Below are 17,694 nucleotides of genomic sequence, written 5' to 3'. Positions count from 1 at the left end.
GCGCAGCGATCGCGCGCCAGCGTCACGAACTCGCGCCTAGAAGGTGAAGTGCTGCGAGATGATCTCTTCGGGCTCGCCGGCCTTCGGCTTGGCCCGCGGCTCGACCTTCTCCGGCACCGGGACATTGGCTGCGTCCAGCTTGGCCGCGATGATGTCCTCGAGATACCCGCTCACGCTCAGGCTCTGCGCCTCGCAGAAGTTCTTGAGGCGCTGGTACGTGATGCCCTTGACCGAAATGCTGCGGCGCGTCTGTCGCTTGGCCATGACTACCCCCGAATGGGACCCCGCTCACAAACGGCGAACCGGGCGAGATCTCCTGATGAGGGAAGTAAACCAAGGCCCTGCAACACGCAAGGGTCATTCCACAAGATGTTGTGGAGCGCCGTAGACGCCGGCACAAGATGCTGTGGACAACGCGTGACAAACGATCCAAATGCTTGGACTTTGTCGCGACGTGGCGCCTGAGGATGACTACGTCGATCGGCCAGGGATCGCTCCGACCGATCCAACAAATATGGCCGCGGCGGTGCGATCTCCGAGATCTGCTCGCTTCCGGCGCGTTGCGCCGACACCCGCGGGCGGCCTCGCGCACGTGGGCGCGGAGCGAGCGGCGGCGTGCTGTCAAACCCTTCAAAGCGAGCGAGCCCGCGGCGCTCCGGTGACCTCGCCGCATCCAGGAAACATGCCGAGATGCACGGTTCTCGCGGTCCTCGCGTGCGACCGGACCGTGATCCCTCCGCCACTTTCGCGTATCGTGATTTCGAAAGGGCTCCGCGCTGCGGCCGAGTTCCCCGGTCGAAGTCGCCGTCGCACCCCCCGCGAGACATGGAAGCCGAGGCCGAAACGAAGGTGGTCGACGCGCGGTCGAAGCCCGCGCGTGCCAGCGTTTCGTTGGCGCCCGAGGCCGGCCCGCGCGAGCGTCTGGTCGGCCGCTACGAGCTGCTGCATCGGCTCGGGCACGGGGGCATGGCGACGGTGTACCTGGGCCGGGCGATCGGGACGGCCGGTTTCGAGAAACTGGTCGCGGTCAAGGTCATCCATCCCCACCTGGCCAACGAGCAGGAGTTCGTCGAGATGTTCCTCGACGAGGCCCGCATCGCCGCGCGCATCCGTCATCCCCACGTGGTCGAGATCCTCGACCTCGGCCGCGAGGACGACGTCTTCTTCATGGTGATGGAGTACGTCGAGGGCGACACGCTCTCGTCGGTGCTCAAGGAGCTGCGCAAGACCGGCGAGCTGCTTTCGCTCGAAGCGGTGCTGCAGATCGTCTCGGATGCGTGCGAGGGTCTCGCAGCCGCCCACGATCTCGTCGATCCCGACGGCGTGCCGTACCACCTCGTGCATCGCGACGTGTCGCCGCACAACCTGCTGGCCGGCACCGACGGGCGCGTGCGCGTGGTGGACTTCGGCATCATGAAGGCCGCCGGCAAGCGCAGCACCACGCTGACCGGTCAGCTGCGCGGCAAGCTGCCGTACATGTCGCCAGAGCAGGCGCGCGGACAGCCCATCGATCGCCGCACCGACCTGTTCGCGCTCGGCGCGGTGATGTGGGAGCTGCTCACCAACGAGCGGCTGCTGCAGGGCGACACCGAGAGCGAGATCCTCGCGCGGGCCTGTGATTTCGAGTTGCCCGACATCCGCGAGCACCGCAAAGACCTGCCGCCCGAGGTGCTGCGCGTGCTCGAGCGCGCGCTGGCGCCCGACCGCGAGCGTCGCTACGCCGACGCCCACGAGATGCTGCGTGACCTGCGGGTCGCGATGCGTGCCACGCCGAGCCCCGACTCCGCGCGCGAGCACATCGCCGATGTCATCAAGCGCTACTTCGATGCGCGACTCGAGTACGTGCGGGCATCGGCGCGCGGGCGCGGCATCGATCGCACCTCCGATCGCCATCGCGCGAGCTCGGTCGATCTCGGCGACGTCGCGAAGGCGGCGGCGAGCAGCGCGTCGAACCGCAGCGCCGCGGCGGGCCGCACCCCGACCTCGCTCTTGTCCACGCCCGCGGGCACGTCCAAGGCCCTGCGCGAGTTTCCCGAGGTGCCCACCGCGCTGACGCAGTCGACCCCGCCGCCGCGATCGTCGCGTTCATGGTCGTTGTTGCTGGGCCTGCCGCTGGTCGGCGCCGCGGTGGGGACGGCGATCGTCAGCTACGCGCAGCGCAGCAACGAAGTGGAGCCCGCACGGGTGGAGAGCGTCGAGCCCAGCGCCGCCAACGGCGGTGGCACCACGGCGGCCGCGAGCGACGAGCCCGAGATCGTGAAGTGGGTGTTCAACACCGAGCCGCAGGGCGCGACCGTCACCATCGACGGTCGCCGCTACGACCGCGTGACACCGATGACGGTCGAGATGCCCCGCGGCGACGAGCCCGTGGCGGTGCGCCTCGAGCACGATGGCTTCCAGCCCTACGACGCCACGTTGGTGCCGGTCGGACCGCAGAACCACACCTACCGCTTCGTGGCCCTCGCGCAGCCCGAGGATCGCCCGAAGACCAACACCAACATCCGCTTCACCGCGCCCGGGCGCACGAAGAAGCCCAAGCTCAAGCCCGCCGGCGAAGCCCCCGAAGCGAGCGGCCCCGCGGTCACGCCTCCGACGCCGCCAGAGCAGCCGCGCGAGAGCGGGGACGGCCGCACGCTCGCCGAGATGCCGAGCCTCAAGGGTGGACGTCTGCGGCCGGGTGGCTGATCCTCCTGCCGCACGATGATGGCGATGCTGCTGCGGCTGCTCTGCGCCCTGGCGATCGCGCTGCCCGGTACCCGGGTACGCGCCGGGGTTGCGGCGATCGAGCCCGAGTCCGGCGCGCCCGAGTCCGGCGAGCTCGAGTCCGGTGAGCTCGACGCGGCGCCGCCCGTGACCACCGAGCCCGCGCCCGCGCCCGACGAGGGCCCCGGCACCGCCGATGCACCGAGCACCGCGCCCGGCAACACCGGCGACAAGATCTACGAGCAGCTGGTCAAGGAGTTCAGGACCCGCTTCCAGGCCGGACGCCTCGCGTTCAATCGCGGCTCGTACACCCAAGCGGCGCTGGAGTTCGAGGCAGCGTTCGCGGCGATCCCGGCCGCGGCAGCGCTCTCGAACCTCGCGCTCGCCTACGAACGCGCCGGCGATCACGTCGCTGCCGCCCAGGCGGCCAAGCGCTACCTCGCGCTGCCGGCATGCGACACCCCCGACGTCGATCCCGACTTCTGCGGCTCACAGCGCGAGGAGCTGCAGCGCGCGCTCGACCGGCTGATGCGGCAGGTCGGTCGTCTGACGCTCAGTGTCGCCGCCGGCGTGCGACTGCGACAGCTTCGCATCAACGGTCGCCTGACCTCGCAGCAGGACTTCCCGCTGCTGGTGGAACCCGGTCGCATCGACGTCGACATGCTCGGCCCACGCCCCGACGATCGCCGCCATCGCGTGATCGAGGTGCGCGCCGGCGAGGAGCAGGAGGTATTGGTCGAGGCCTTCGACGTCGGCCGAGGCGGTCGCGATCCGCTGCCGACCACGCGCAAGCGTGGCCGCTGGCTGCGGCCGACCTTCTGGACCGGGCTCGGACTCACCGCGGCCTCGGCTTCGGCGTTGGTCGTGACCGGATCGCTCGCGGTGATCGAGAAGCGGACCTTCGAGCGCGAGCAAGAGCTGTGGAATCGTGAGAAGGCTGCGTTGCTCGAGATGGGCTCGCAGGAGAACCCGAAGCGGCCGTACCCGATCGAGCACGATCGTCGGTTCCATCGCTATCGCGACGTCTCCAACGCGCTGACCGGCGTCACCGCCGGCCTGGCGATGATCACCGCGGTCATCGGCCTGTTCGCGTTCACCCAGCCCCGCAATCGCGGCACGGTGCGCGCGAGTACGCTGTTGCGAGCGCAGCGCGTGGTCGTACGCCACGAGCTGCGCTGGCTCGGCGCCGGGGTGGCGGGCCGCTTCTGACGCGCGCTTGCGCGGGCGCAGGCGGGCTGCCATAGCATTGCGGCATGCACGATCTCCGGTGGCCGACCTACGCGCCGCGCAACCTGATGCTCGAGTCCGCGGTGTTCGACGACGTCGCGCCTGGTCGCGGCTCGCTGCGGGTGCGCGACACCGAGGGCAACGTCTATCTCGACGCGGTCAACGGCATCGGCTGTCTGCCGCTCGGCCACGCCCACCCCAACTGGATCGCGGCGATCGAGCAGCAGATGCGCAAGCTCGTCGGCGCCGCGGGCACGTTCTTCACCGCGCCACAGCAGCAACTCGCCGGCGAGCTCGCGGCCCGCGTCAAGCTGAAGGACGCCCGCACCTTCATCGCCAACACCGGCACCGAGGTCACCGAGGCCGCGCTCAAGCTCGCGATGCGAGCAACCGGCCGCGACATCGTCATGGTGTTCGAGCGCGCCTTCCACGGGCGCACCCTCGGCGCGCTGGCGATGACGGCGAATGCGGCGTACCGGCAGCCCTACGTCGCGTGCATCGGCGAAGACCGCACCGCGTTCGCGACCATGAACGTCGTGCGGGCTCGCTTCGGTGAGCTCGACAGTGTCGCCGCGCTGTTCGAGCAGTACGGTCCGCGCATCGCGATGGTCGCGGTCGAGCCGATCCAGGGCGAGGCCGGCATCTACCCCGCGAGTCGCGAGTTCCTGGTCGGCCTGCGCGAGCTGTGCTCGCGCCACGGCGCGCTGCTGGGCGACGACGAGATCCAGGCCGGCAGCGGTCGCACCGGCAAGTTCCTCGCATGGGACACGTTGGTCGGTGACGACCCGTCGTTGCAGCCCGACATCGTGTGGCTCGCGAAGGCGGTCGGGGGTGGCTTCCCGGTCGCCGCGTGTGTGACCACCGGTGCCCACGCCGAGCACATGATCAAGGGCAGCCACGGCTCGACCTTCGGCGGCAACCCGCTGGCATGCGCGGCCGCGGTCGCGACGCTGCGCATCATGGACGAAGACGGCCTGCTGCCGCTGGCGGCGGCGCAGCTGCCGGCTCTGCAGGCGATCGCGGCCGAGGATCCCGAGCCGCGCGTGAAGGATGTCCGTGGCAGCGGCGCGATGATCGGCATCGAGATCACCGGCGACGGACAGCCCGCGGCTCCCCTGGGCGACGCCATGCAGCGGCTCGGCGTGCTCGTCACCGTGTGCAGCGGCCACACCGTGCGACTGCTGTTGCCGTACCACGCCGGCGCGAACGAGTTGCGCCAGATCTGGTCGACCTTGCGCCGCGCGCTGGCGTAGGCCGCGGCCCCACGCGCGACGGGTTGCCTGCTACGCTACCCGCCGGCATGAGCTCTCGCGTTCGCCTGTCGTCGTGGCTGCGTTGGTCGATCCTCCCCGCATCGCTGCTGTCGGCGGCGTGTCCGAAGCCCGGCACCACCGGCGCAGGGGCGGTGCCGACCTGGGACGACGGCGGCGGCGAGCCCGACGGCGTGCTGGCGGCCCACGATCCGCCGGCCAGCGGTGGTGAGGCCGAAGCTGACGGCGCATCGACCCCGGCGGATCCGAGCGGCGGTGCGGTCGCCGACGCCGACGGTGGCGCCGCACCGGCGACGGAGGGTGGCACCGCAGCGGCGGATGGCGGCGCGGCGGATGGCGGCGCGGCGGATGGCGGCGCGGCGGATGGCGGCGCGGCGGATGGCGGCGCGGCCCCGAGCGAGCCGGTCGCGCTCGAGCTGCCCAAGGCACTGCACACGAAGATCGACAGCTCGTGCGGCAAGGACGAGGGCCTCGGCACCAAGCTCAAGTCCTTCGAGCTCGCGGGCGTCGACGGCAAGAAGTCTTCGAACAAGAGCTTCCGCGGTCGCGTGGTGTTGGTGAACTTCTGGGGCACGTGGTGCAAGCCCTGCCTGAAGGAGCTGCCCGAGTTCGACCAGCTCTACCGGCGCTATCGCAAGTACGGCCTGTCGCTGGTCGCGATCGCGACCGACGAAGATCCTGCGCCGGTGAAGGAGTTCATCGACAAGCGCAAGCTCGCGGCCAAGGTGCTGATCGGCGCCGAGGACTACGCCGGCGAGTACGGCAGCCCCAAGTTCCCGTTCTCGTTCGTGGTCGACGACAAGGGCGTGATCCGGGCCTCCTACCGCGGCTATCGCCCCGAGTGTCTCGGCAAGCTCGAGGCCGACCTCCGCAAGCAGCTCGAAGCGCGCGCCGCGAAGTGAGCTTTGCCCGGCGCGGCGCGGGCGCTCGCGCGTCGTCGCATGCGACGACGAGCGCATCGTGGCGTCGTCGTACGGCCCAACCGCGGCCGTGTGGAAGTGACGTGAATTGACGCCAGGCGCCTTGTTCCCTTGCGTTCACTGGGGTACAGCCAGTCCGGCACCGAGGCAACCGTTTGGCGCACGCATTGACCGATCTCGATGACGCGCCGCCCCGCGTGTTCAAGCTGGCGCTGGAGATGCCGCTGGTGCGACGGGTGTTCCGCATCGGCTCGTGGGTGATGCTGGCGATGATCACCCAGTTCTTCGTGAACTACTTCGACACGCTCATGGTCGGCTACCTCGATGGTGCCACCGCGACCGCGTCGCAGGCGGCGTTGGGCCTCGGTATGCCGCTGTTCTGGGCCGTCGGTGGCTTCTTCGCGGCGCTCGGCGTCGGTGCGCAGGCCATGGTCGCGCGGCGCTACGCCGAGGGCGATCTGCCCAAGGCCGGCGAGGCGCTCTACAACGCCGCGCTGCTGTCGGTCGCGTTGGGTCTGTTCGGCGGCATCTTCGGCTACTACATCACGCCCGCGGGCATCGACTTCCTCGCGAGTGCCAGCGAGGAGCAGCGCAGGATCGGGGTCGCGTACACGCAGATCCGCATGATGGGCGTGCCCGGCATGGTCATCACGTTCGCGTTCAAGGCCTTCTACGACGGCCTCGGTCGCACGTGGGTACACCTGTACGCCGCGCTGGTGATGAACTTCGCCAACATCGGCATGAACTACCTGCTGATCTACGGCAACGAGACGCTCGGCATCCCACGACTCGAGCTCTCGGGCGCTGCGATCGCCTCGGCGATCAGCACGTACATGGGCATGCTGATCATGATCGGCTCGACGCTTCGGCGCGACATCCGAGCGAACTACCGGGTGCTGCGCGCCAAGATCGACCCTCTCATCATGGGTCGCATCGTCAAGCTGATGGTGCCCTCGGGCAGCGCGACGGTGATCCTCATGGCCGGCTTCGCGCTGTTCATGAAGTTCGTCGGCGACATCGATGCGGCGCGCGACGACGGCACCAACACCATGACGGCCGCGACCAAGGCGATCATGGACACCGCCGCGCTGTGCTTCATGCCGGCGATCGCGTTCGGAACCGCGACCGCGACCGCGGTGAGCCAGAGCCTGGGCGCGGGTAAGCCCAACCTCGCGGCCCGCTACGGGTGGGAATCCGTGCGCGTGGGGATCTACGCGATGAGCGTGGTCGGCGTGTTGTTCCTGGCCATCCCTGAACAGATCATCGGGCTGCTCGCGCCCAACGACCCCGCGGTGCGCATCGCCGCGGCGCCGTCGCTGCGGCTGGTGGTGGCGGGTCTACCGATGATGGTCACCGGGCTCGTGCTCGCGCAGGCACTGTACGGCGCAGGCGCGAACAACTTCGTCGCAATGGTCGAGTTCGGCCTCCACTTCGGCTGTCTGGTGCCCTTGTCATGGTTGCTCGGACCGCATCTCGGTTACGGCCTCGAGGGCGTGTGGGTGGCGGCGGCCGTGTACACCAACCTGCTCGGATTGGTGATGGCGACGAAGTTCTACGGCAAGTCGTGGCGCACAATCCGGTTGTAGCCCCGTAGGCATCCATGCCTATGATCGGGCGATGATGCTACGGCCCTTGCTTGCCTTGTCCGTGACGATGGCCGTGTTGGCCCCCGTCGACGCGGCGGCCCATCCGATGGACCCGCCGGGCTATCCGATGGTGGCGCCCGAGGGCGAACCCGCCGCCGAGGAACCGCCGCCGTTCGAGGCCACCTCGTCGAAGGCGCCGGAATCGGGCACCCCGACGGTTGCCGAGCCGCCGCCGCCCGAGCCCACATCCGAGGTCACGCCGCCCGCAGACCCCACCGACGACGGCGACCATCCGGTGACCCTGCACGAGGAGCGTGGTCGGGCCCGCACCGCGCAGTTCAACCGCCACGGCATCGGCGTGCGCGGTGGCATCACCGTGGTGCCGACGTGGATCCTCGCGCGCTACCTCGACAGCCACGCCAATTCGCTGTGTCGCGGCGAGAGCATCGGCAACTTCGCGGCCGAGCGTGGCCTGCTCAAGACCAAGGGCTGCAACTTCTACACGGCGCTCGAGTATGTCTACCGGCAGTCGCGGATCCTCGACATCGTCGGCGTCGCCGGGTATCAGCGGCTGCATACGCCGGACGCGTTGTGGCTCGACAAGGGCCAGGCTGCGCTCGCCGGAGGCAACGGCGGCGCCGACTACACCGAGGTGAAGCTCGACATGCTCGTGATCGAGGCCGACTTCATCGCGCGCGCGCCGATCGTCGTGCGCGACGACGTCGAGTTCGGCATCGGTGGCGGCGGCGGACTCGGGCTCGGTGTCGTGTTCGGTGGCGTGTGGCAGACCGCGCTCGGAGCCGCACCGGGCGGCTTCAAGAACGGCACCGAGACCGCAAACTCGTGCCAGACCACCAAGGACCTCGCGGATTTCAACCGCTGCACCCCGCGCTACGACCCCAGCGAGACCAACGCGGATCCGAACTTCGATCCCAACAACCTCTCGCGACCCAATCCCCAGGGGTATGCGAACTGCGGCGCGGACCACTGCAACGTCCAGGACCTCGAGAAGTTCGGCTACCGCAAGAAGAACCACGACCTGCCGCCGGTGATCCCGATCGTGAACCTCGCGCTCTCGGCACGCTTGATCATCAAGGATGTCTTCGGGATCACCTTGACCGGCGGCTGGAACACGGGCTTCTATTTCGGCGGCAGCTTGAACTACTACTTCGGCAAGCAGTTCCAGACCGACCGCCCGGCCGGCCCGGCGCCGTCGAAGTAGGCGCGCACCCCCACCTTCGACTGCATCGCACGGAGCCCCTCATGGCTGATGACGACGACGACACGCAGCTGCAAGCCGCGCTCGATCAGATCTGGGAAGAGCACAAGGCCGGCAACATCACCACGCTCGAGTACAACACGCGGCGACGCGAGCTGAAGGCCCAGGCCCGCGCGAAGTCGGCGGGAGCGGCCGCCGTGGCGTCACCCGAGAGCACGTCGACGCCTGCGCCGGCCGACGCACCATCCGCCGACGCACCGTCCGCCGACGCACCGTCCGCCGACGCACCGTCCGCCGACGCGACACCGCCCACGCTCACCGTGGTCGAGGGCGCCGCGCTCACCCCGAGCCCCTCCGAGGCGCCTGCGTCCGCGCCGAGTGCGTGGGGCGACAGTCAGCCCAAGCACTGGGGCAGCCGCGGCCGCGGCGATGATCCGTCGGTGCGTGAGACGTTGCCACCGCTCGCCTCCGGCATCGGCGACGGCAAGTCGTTCCTCTTCATCTTCGGCCTGCGGGTCGCGCGGGACACCGATCAGATGATGGTGCGTCGCGAGACCGAGCAGATCCAGGATGACATCGAGCTGCTGCGCAAGCACGGCTTCACGGTCGTGCTCGATCCGCAGGGCGGCAAGCAGGACTTCCTCGACGCGCTGTACGGCCAGGGTGAGGGCGTCGAGGGGCTGGTGCCGGCGGGCATCTACTGGAGCGCGCACGGCCACGACGACGGTCGCGTCGAGTGTTGCGATGGTTCGTTGGTCGCGCCCGGCGATGTCGAGACGGCGAAGGTCTCGCCGGGCCTGCGGCTGATGGTGTTCGGTGCCTGCTACACCGGCTCGTTCGCCCGCACCTGGCGCGGCGCCCTCGGTGGGCATCCGCTGGTGGTCGGCTGGGGGCGACCGGTGACGATCGATCGCGCGGTGGAGTTCCTGCAGACCCACGAGGACACCGACACCGACTTCGACGATCTCGTCGCGCGCTACGTGCTGGCCGACACGCCGATCCCACCGCTACCGGAGCAGGGTCAGCAGCCGCCCGCGGTCGAGGGCGCGCGCAAGGACGAGATGCTGCCGCGGGTGCAGAACATCTCGGACCTGCTGAGCGGCGTGTGGCGCGAGCAGGAGAACTTCGTCGAGATCCGGCTGCCGCTCGCCGGCGGTCGCCGACACGTGGTGCGGCTGTTCGTGCGCCTCGCGACCCACGAGTTCATCGAGGGTCGCCCGCTGGTGGGGGTCGAGGCCGAGGTCGGCGAGCTGAGTCGACTGGTCGAGCCCGAGGTATTGCTGCTGCCGATCGGCGTGCCGGGCTTCGCTCGCGTCGCGCTCGTGCGCGGCAAGAACGACATGCCCGACATCGTGGTGCAGGGCTTCCTGCCGCAGGCCCACGCGACCGACACCGACATCGCGGCGCTGGCCTACCAGGTCGCGCGCGCGGCCGACGAGCTGGAGCTGCGCATCTTCGGCTCCGATCGGCCCTACTGAGGCATGACGCGCTCGCGCCTGCGATGGTTGGCCGCGCTCTTGCTGCCGGTGCTCGCCTGCAGCTCGCAGTGCGCCGGACGCTGCGGCGAGGGCGGCAGCGGCGGCGGCGAGCGAGCGGCCGACGACGATGGCGGTGACACCGAGCGCCACGGCGACGTCGTCGTCGCGGACGCCAGCTGGACCGTCGAGCTCGACGACGCCGGTCACGTCCGCGTGCGCTTCAATCACGCCGACGTGTTGGTCTCGCGCTTTCGCTTCGGCGGCGCGAACGGAGCCTCGTACGATCCCGAGCTGAAGGACGTGCGGGTGCGCGAGGGTGCGGTCGACTTCGCCGTCGAGGCGGCGCCGTTGGGCCTGCGGATCGAGGTGCACGCGCAGCCGCTGCCGGGGGGCAATGGCGCGCTCATCGAGCTGCGCAGTCACGCCGAGCGCGAGGTGCCTGGGGTCTCCGGCGGCGGTCTTCAGCTCGATCTGCGCGCCGACCCGCGCACGCTCGGTGCCGCCTCGGGTACGCCCGAGGCGCTGGCCGAGCAACGCGGGTTCCGCTGGGACAGTGGTCGCGGCGAGCTCCGCTTCGAGCTCGATCGTGCGCCCGCGTTCCTGCAGTACGACACCACCGCGTCGGCGATGCAGTTCGGCCTGTATGCCGGCAGCTTGCCCGCGGGCGACGAGACCCTGACGATGCGGATCGTGCTGCCCGACGACGGCCGATGGCGCGCGTCCGCGACTGCGCGCTACGCCGAGATGGACCCCGCGCGCTGGCACGCCGACACGCTGCCCTACGACGACGTGCCGGTCGATCTCTCGTTCCTCAACGCCGACGACGTGCCGGCGGGGGTCCACGGCCCGGTCGAGATCGATGCGGTCGACGGCGGCTTCGTGCGCGCGGGCGTGCGCAAGCGCTTCTGGGGCACCAACGTCGCCGCCTACGCGCTGTTCGTCGCGCAGGACGCCGACATCGAGCGGCAGGCCAAGCGGCTGGCGGCGTTCGGCTTCAACCTGGTGCGGATCCACCACCACGACTCCGCGTGGGTCGAGCCCAACGTGTTCGGGCCCCGCGGTCGCAGCACCCGCACGCTCGACGACGCCGCGCTCGAGCGCATCGATCGCTGGGTCGCGGCGCTACAGGCCGAAGGCATCTACGTGTGGCTCGATCTGCACGTCGGTCGCGTGTTCCAGCCCGGTGATGGCATCGATGCCTTCCGCGAGCTCGAGGGCGGCAAGCCGCAGGGCTTCAACTACGTGAACCCGCAGGTCGCCGACGCGATGCAGAGCTTCGCGCGGCAGTACCTCGACCGCACCAACCGCTACACCAAGCGCCGCTACCTCGATGATCCCGGCGTGCTCGCGGTGCTGGTCACCAACGAGAACGACATCTCGCATCACTTTGGCCACTTCATGACGGCGGGCGCCGGTCGACCCGAGCACCACCGCATGTTCGAGGCGGCGGTCGAGCGCTTCGCCGCACGCACCAAGCTCGACATCCCGCGGCCGGTCGAGCCGTGGCGGGGTGGCAACACCAAGCTCGCGCTCGCGGACATCGAGGCGGAGTTCTTCGGCGCTTCGATCACCCAGCTGCGCGGCATGGGCTACCGCGGCCCGATCGCGACCACCCAGCTGTGGGGCGACGAGAGCTTCTACAGCCTGCCGTCACTGACCACCGGCGATCTCGTCGACGTGCACAGCTACGGCGCGCCCGAGACGCTGTCGACCAACCCCCACGTGGAGTCGCACTTCGTCCACCACATGGCGATGGGTGCGGTGCTCGGCAAGCCGATCTCGGTCACCGAGTGGAACGTGCCCGCGCCCGCGCGTGATCGCTTCATCGGACCGCCGCTCGTCGCCGGCATCGCGGCGCTGCAGCAGTGGGACGCGATGATGCTCTACGCGTACGTGCAGAGCCCCATCGAGCCGCCGGTGAACCCCGACATCTGGTGCAGCTGGTACGACGCGGGGGTCATGGCGATGATGCCCGCCGCGGCGCTGCTGTACCGTCGCGGCGACATGCAACCCGCGAAGGATCGCTACGTGCTCGCACTCGATCGCGAGGCGGCGTTCGGTCGGCCCGTGCACGCCGGCAACGCGGCCACGCTGCGCACCCTGGTCGAGCACAGCCAGGTGCGCGTGCGGCTGCCGGCCACGCCCGAGCTACCGTGGCTGCACACCGACGCTGCGAGTCCGCCGGGGGCCATCGAGCTCGACGACGTCGATCGCGATCACCTGTCGCCGGCCGCGACGCAGGTCGTCGCCGACACCGGCGAGATGACGCGTGACTGGGTCGCGGGCACCCACGTGATCGACACGCCGCGCACGCAGCTCGCGACCGGTTGGCTCGGCGGGCGCACGATCGCACTCGGGGCGGTGACGATCGCGATGACGACGCCCAAGGTCGCCGTCGCCGTCAGCAGCCTCGATGGCGCACCGATCGTCGACGCGCACCGCCTGCTGCTGTCGAGTGTCGCGCAGGTGTTGCCCGGCCCCGGCAGCACGCTGCCGCTGCGCAGCGAACCCATCGAGGGCACCATCACCCTGCGTTCGTCCCATCCGGTGCTGCGGGTGCAGGCGCTCGGCCGCGCGGGTGCCAAGCGACCCGCGATCGAGTCGCACGCCCGCGAAGGTGTGCACACCATCGTGCTGCAGGGCGACGAGGCCGCGCACTTCTGGTCGATCAGCGCGCCGTGAAGGGCGGGCGGGCGCCTCAGTCGATGCGCTTCATCGCGCCGCGCTTGGTCTGTGGTGGCGGCACGATCCGCGGCGCGCCCGCAAACATCCGCGGTCGCAGGTCCGGGGGCGGCGGCTCGGGAACCGGCGGCGGCTCGGCAATCAAGCCGCCCGCCATCATGGTGTGCTCGGGCACGACGGTCGGCTTCTCACCGGCGCAGGGCTCGTCGGTCGTCGGCTCGGCTGCGTCGGGGATCCTCGGGCCGACGCTCTGGGTGAGCGCGGGCTCGACGTCGTCGATGCGCGGGCGCTCGTGGGGGGCACACGCGGCGAGTGCCACGCCCAGCGACGCCACCGCGACGGCGCTCGCACGGCGACGCGAGAGCGACGACACCGGCACGATCGTGGGCTCGGGCTGGAACGCGATCCGACCGTCGGCGCCGACCAGGTACGTCACGCAGACGTCCTGATCAGCGGCCGCGGCGAGGAAGGCCTGCGCCTCGCGCTCGGTCAGGCTCGACAGCAGGTGCACGCGCTTGTTGCAGTGGTCGCAGTGTCGCTCGCGGGCGCCGGCGCGGAAGCTCTCGGGCAGATCGACCGGGCAGGGGCGCTGGATCGGGACCTGGTCTTGATGCACGGCCATCGGTGTCTCCTGCAGACGCCCCAGCGCGTCGGCGGTTCTCCGGCGCGGACGCAGAATGCAAAAAAGGCCGCCCGGCCGCGAATTCGCGCGCGCAGGCGGCCTCTGGCGGCCGAGGAGGCCCGCACCCGCGGACCCCCGGTGGGCCGTCACTACCAGTCGTCGTTGCCCTCGGAGTAGTCCTTCTCGAGTCGATCGGCGGTACCCGCGATCACGTGCAGCGGGCGGTCGAACTCGGCCGGGTCCATCGTCGACAGCGGCGCGTTGTGCAGCATCACGTAGTCGTCGTCGGAGTCGAGCGCGAGCGCACCGATGGCGAACTCGTTGTTCTTGCGTAGGGCGATCTTCGCCGGCATCTCGGCGCCCTTGCACACCACGCTACGGAACTCGATCCAGCTCTCGTCGAAGGCCTGGAAGTGGCGGATGCGGATCTTCTGCGTGCGTCCGCTATCCATGCGGAACACGAGCGAGAAGAACGATTCTTCGTCGTCGTCGAGGACGTACTTCGATCGGGCGTAGTCTTGCAGCTCGTTCCACGTGGGCATGCGTGCTTGGGCTCTCCTCTCGGGGACTTCAGCCTATCAGCACCGCGAGTTCCATGTCGCTACGGGCGTCGCGCAACCGCGCGGCCACGACGCTTGCGACCGTAGCGATCGGCGAGCACCAGCGCGGTCCCGATCACCAGCGCCGTGCCGCCCGCGGCGAGCAGCGCATAGCCCGGGGGCTGGGTATAGATCTCCCGCAGCGGCTCACCCGGCTTGGGGTGGGCAGGGAGGGCTGCGAGCACGGCCCCGGCCACGATGCCGCCAACGCCGACCCCGATCAACCCGAAGCCGACCTTGCCGGTGGGGCCGAAGCCGGCCTTGCCGGTGGGCCCGACGCGACCGTGGGGCTGGGGCTGCTCGCCCTGGGGGTCTGCGATGCGGGGCGGGGGCGGCTGCGTGGACACCGGCGCACCCGCGGCTGCGGCCCGCTCGGCGGCGGATCGCAGGGCCGCGGCGATGATCGCCACGCGGCCCTCGATCGCATCGACGAGCTCGGTCTCGGTGCACAGGTCGCAGCTGTCCTCCGCGGTGGCGTCACCCTGACCTGCGTCGGTGAACACGCGGTACGACCACCCCGGTCGCTCGCCCTGCACTTCGCGGATGATCACGCGGATGGTGGGGTCGTCGGGTCCGCGCCCCGGCAACACGCCGGCGTTGCGCAGCACGACATCCGCGCGCTCCTGCACGCGGCGACGCACCGCGGGGCCGGCCTCGCCGACCCCCGAGGTGTCGACCGCGACATTGGCCCACGTCGGGGCATCGGTGCGGTCGCTGGGCTCGGCCGCGGCGCGCTCGGCCGCCGCGGGCTTCGAAGGCGCCGCGGCCCTCGATGCATGCGCCAGCGGCTGGGCGGCGCCGACGATCGCGATGGCGAGCACGCTGGCGATCACGGGGAGGGTTGCTCTCGGCTGTTGCGTAGCTCGCATTGGCGGACCCATGACATCGCGGTGGGATCGGTGAGCTCGCGGCCGAACGCGATGCAGTCGCCGTAGCGACCGAGCTCGAGGCTGGCCTTCACGCGCAGCTTCTGGCGCGCCGACTTGGACGACCAGCACTCGGCGCGTTCGGTGTGTCGCAACATGCCGCGCCAGTCCGCGGCCAGTCGCGCGTCCTCGGCCTCGCGACGCTCCCGCTCGCAGGCGGTCGAGGCGTGCGCGGGCGCCTCGGCGGGCGTGCTCGCCGGTGTTGGTGTCGGTGCGGTCGCCGTCGTCGGGCGCTCGGTCGTGCGCGGCTTCGGCTTGGTGTCACGCGTGCTCGCCGGCGCGGCATCGTCCACGACCGCGGGCGTCGGCTCGATCGGCGTGGGTGTCTCGACCGGCTTCGGTGTGTCGAGCTCCGCCGGCGGTGCGAGCGGAGGCGTCGCTTGCGGGCGCGGTGCGGGCGGGGCGTCGGCGGCCGGCGTCAGCACGGGCGGCGCGGTCGGTGTCGGATCTGCCGGCGGCCGCAGCGACCACGCGAGCGCGGCTGCGAGCACGCCCGCGACCACGCCGCCACCCACGATCCACGCGCCGACGCGCCTGCGTGCGACCGCGGGTGCCGGCACACCCAGCGGGAGCGTCGGCTCGGCGTTCACGCGCTCGAGCACGCGGGCGATCTCGGCGGCATCGCTCGGCCGCTGCTCGGGTGCGATCGCGAGGCAGCGATCCACCAGCTCGATCAACGCGGTCGGCAGGTCGGGGCAGAGCGTCGCGAGTGAGGGCGCCGCCGTGGCCTTGCGTTGCAGGATCTCCACCGCGGTGGTGCCGTCGATCGGTGGCTGGCCCGACAACATCTCGAACAGCACCACGCCGAGCGCGTAGATGTCGAAGCCGGGGGTCGGCGGGGCCGCGAGCGCCTGCTCGGGCGCCATGTAGATCGGCGTGCCGACCGCGAGGCCCGGCCGCGTCATGCGAGGTCCGGCGTCGCCGAGATCTGCGGAGACGCCGAAGTCGAGCACCTTGACGATCTCGCCGTCGTTGCCCGGTACGAGGATCACGTTCTCGGCCTTGAGATCGCGGTGCACGATGCCGATCGCGTGGGTGGCCGCCAGCGCGTGGGCGATCGCGGCACCGATGCGACAGGCGCGGGGCGTCGACATCGCGCCGTTGTGCACGAGCTCGTCGTAGAGCGTGCGCCCGTCGAGGTACTCCATCGCGATGTAGGGGCGGCCATCGGCGAGGCTGCCGGTGTCGAGCAGCTCGATGATGTTCGGGTGGCCGATCGCACTGGCCGCGCGGGCCTCCTGTCGGAAGCGCCGCACGACCTCGCCGAAGCCGAGCCACTCGGGCTTCAACACCTTGAGTGCGACGGTGCGGCCGAGCCCGACGTGCACGGCCCGGTACACCGCACCCATCCCGCCTTCACCGAGCAGTCGCTCGATGCGGTAGCGCGCGTCGACCACCGCACCGACATCGAGCAGGGCATCGTGATCGTGGGGGACGCTGGACTGCACGGGTTTGCGCTGCCGCGGTGGCTTCGAAGTCTAGCAGCCCGTGGTGAAACTCCGTGGCGCGAGAGCATCGAAGCATCGGCACGGCGCGCGGGGCATCACGCCTCAGGGATCCCCGGACATGATCGACCTCGCCCGTCCATCATCGTGATCGAGCCGACACGAACGCGGTGCGAGCGCGGACGCGGCGCCTCGATTCGAACGTCGGTGCGACACGCGAGGGTGTTAAGCTGCGTCCACGTGGATCGCTCGTGTCGCGCGATGGGTGGGCTGAGCTCGGGTGCGTGGCTCGGCGCGCTGCTCACGATGCTGCCCGCGTGCGAGCGCGCGAACGCGAGCCACTGCGGCAACCAAGCCGACCCCGAGGCCAGCTGCCTGCAGCGCTACGGCGATCGGGGACCGACGAGCTGCAGCGTGTGCACGGCGGACCACGACGGCTGCGTGGTCGGACCGATCGAACCCGCCTGCCGTGCGGTCGCCGATGGTGGGCAGGTCGACACCACCGCGGTGTCGACTTCGGCCAGCAGCAGCGGCGGCAGCGACCCGACCACTTCGACCTCCGCGCCCGGCACCACCACCGGCACCGCCGCGAGCAGCAGCGACGACGGCAGCGACAGCTCGACCGGCGCGACGCCGGTGTGTGGCGACGGCATGCTGCAGCCCGGCGAGCACTGCGACGGCACCGACTTCGGCGGCGCGACGTGCTCGTCGATCATGTTGGGCTCCGGTGACCTCGGCTGCGACGAGACCTGCAACTACGTGCTCGGCGACTGCTCGCTGCAGCCGACCTGCGGCAACGGCACGATCGAGGGCAACGAGGTCTGCGACGGGCCGAACCTCGGCGGTGCAACCTGTGCGAGCCAGCCGGCCTTCTCGAGCGGTCAGCTACAGTGCGACGGCTGCATGTTCAACACCACGAACTGCATCGCGTGCTTCAACGCGCTCCACGGCTGCAGCAACGACGACGAGTGCTGCTCGGGCAACTGCACCGGGCTCGGCGCGTGCCTGTGAAGCGT

The 17,694-nt window shown here is 70.5% G+C and carries 14 protein-coding genes; 9 read left to right on the top strand and 5 right to left on the bottom strand.

What is annotated here, in order from left to right:
• Nucleotides 1-36: 36 nt before the first annotated feature.
• A complete protein-coding gene (locus IPH07_35355) occupies nt 37-264 on the bottom strand; it encodes a hypothetical protein (GenBank protein MBK6922718.1) in 228 nt (75 codons plus the stop codon).
• Between the two features lie 561 nt (nt 265-825).
• On the opposite strand from IPH07_35355, the gene IPH07_35350 reads away from it, so the two are divergent.
• From IPH07_35350 to IPH07_35315, 8 genes are all read left to right on the top strand, one after another.
• A complete protein-coding gene (locus IPH07_35350; GenBank protein ID MBK6922717.1) occupies nt 826-2,685 on the top strand; it encodes a serine/threonine protein kinase in 1,860 nt (619 codons plus the stop codon).
• A 15-nt stretch (nt 2,686-2,700) separates the two neighbouring features.
• On the top strand, nt 2,701-3,912 hold the full coding sequence (locus tag IPH07_35345) for a hypothetical protein (protein MBK6922716.1): 1,212 nt from the start codon (nt 2,701-2,703) through the stop codon (nt 3,910-3,912).
• 44 nt (nt 3,913-3,956) lie between these two features.
• Nucleotides 3,957-5,183, top strand: a complete 1,227-nt coding sequence (locus tag IPH07_35340; GenBank protein ID MBK6922715.1) for an aspartate aminotransferase family protein — start codon at nt 3,957-3,959, stop codon at nt 5,181-5,183.
• Nucleotides 5,184-5,230: 47 nt separating this feature from the next.
• The gene (locus tag IPH07_35335; GenBank protein MBK6922714.1) at nt 5,231-6,103 is read left to right on the top strand and encodes a TlpA family protein disulfide reductase; all 873 of its coding nucleotides are present in this window, start codon (nt 5,231-5,233) and stop codon (nt 6,101-6,103) included.
• Nucleotides 6,104-6,288: 185 nt separating this feature from the next.
• The gene (locus IPH07_35330; GenBank protein ID MBK6922713.1) at nt 6,289-7,707 is read left to right on the top strand and encodes an MATE family efflux transporter; all 1,419 of its coding nucleotides are present in this window, start codon (nt 6,289-6,291) and stop codon (nt 7,705-7,707) included.
• Between the two features lie 46 nt (nt 7,708-7,753).
• The gene (locus tag IPH07_35325; GenBank protein MBK6922712.1) at nt 7,754-8,929 is read left to right on the top strand and encodes a hypothetical protein; all 1,176 of its coding nucleotides are present in this window, start codon (nt 7,754-7,756) and stop codon (nt 8,927-8,929) included.
• 41 nt (nt 8,930-8,970) lie between these two features.
• Nucleotides 8,971-10,404: a hypothetical protein gene (locus IPH07_35320; protein MBK6922711.1), complete on the top strand. Its 1,434-nt coding sequence runs from the start codon at nt 8,971-8,973 to the stop codon at nt 10,402-10,404.
• A gap of 3 nt (nt 10,405-10,407) precedes the next feature.
• Complete coding sequence (locus IPH07_35315; protein MBK6922710.1) at nt 10,408-13,086, top strand: cellulase family glycosylhydrolase; 2,679 nt, start codon at nt 10,408-10,410, stop codon at nt 13,084-13,086.
• Between the two features lie 16 nt (nt 13,087-13,102).
• Here the strand turns inward: IPH07_35315 and IPH07_35310 are convergent, their stop codons facing one another.
• From IPH07_35310 to IPH07_35295, 4 genes are all read right to left on the bottom strand, one after another.
• Complete coding sequence (locus IPH07_35310) at nt 13,103-13,708, bottom strand: hypothetical protein (protein MBK6922709.1); 606 nt, start codon at nt 13,706-13,708, stop codon at nt 13,103-13,105.
• A gap of 149 nt (nt 13,709-13,857) precedes the next feature.
• Complete coding sequence (locus tag IPH07_35305) at nt 13,858-14,250, bottom strand: hypothetical protein (protein ID MBK6922708.1); 393 nt, start codon at nt 14,248-14,250, stop codon at nt 13,858-13,860.
• A 59-nt stretch (nt 14,251-14,309) separates the two neighbouring features.
• A complete protein-coding gene (locus IPH07_35300) occupies nt 14,310-15,140 on the bottom strand; it encodes a hypothetical protein (protein MBK6922707.1) in 831 nt (276 codons plus the stop codon).
• Nucleotides 15,137-16,681, bottom strand: a complete 1,545-nt coding sequence (locus IPH07_35295; GenBank protein MBK6922706.1) for a serine/threonine protein kinase — start codon at nt 16,679-16,681, stop codon at nt 15,137-15,139. The genes IPH07_35300 and IPH07_35295 overlap by 4 nt, the downstream gene beginning before the upstream one ends.
• A 237-nt stretch (nt 16,682-16,918) precedes the next feature.
• On the opposite strand from IPH07_35295, the gene IPH07_35290 reads away from it, so the two are divergent.
• On the top strand, nt 16,919-17,689 hold the full coding sequence (locus IPH07_35290) for a hypothetical protein (GenBank protein MBK6922705.1): 771 nt from the start codon (nt 16,919-16,921) through the stop codon (nt 17,687-17,689).
• Nucleotides 17,690-17,694 lie beyond the last annotated feature (5 nt).

This window comes from Deltaproteobacteria bacterium (assembly GCA_016709225.1).
GTDB classification, from domain to species: domain Bacteria; phylum Myxococcota_A; class Polyangia; order Nannocystales; family Nannocystaceae; genus Xiheibacterium; species Xiheibacterium phototrophicum.
The sequence above is the reverse complement of the archived record's forward strand: the minus strand, read 5'-3'. Positions and strand labels throughout refer to the sequence as shown.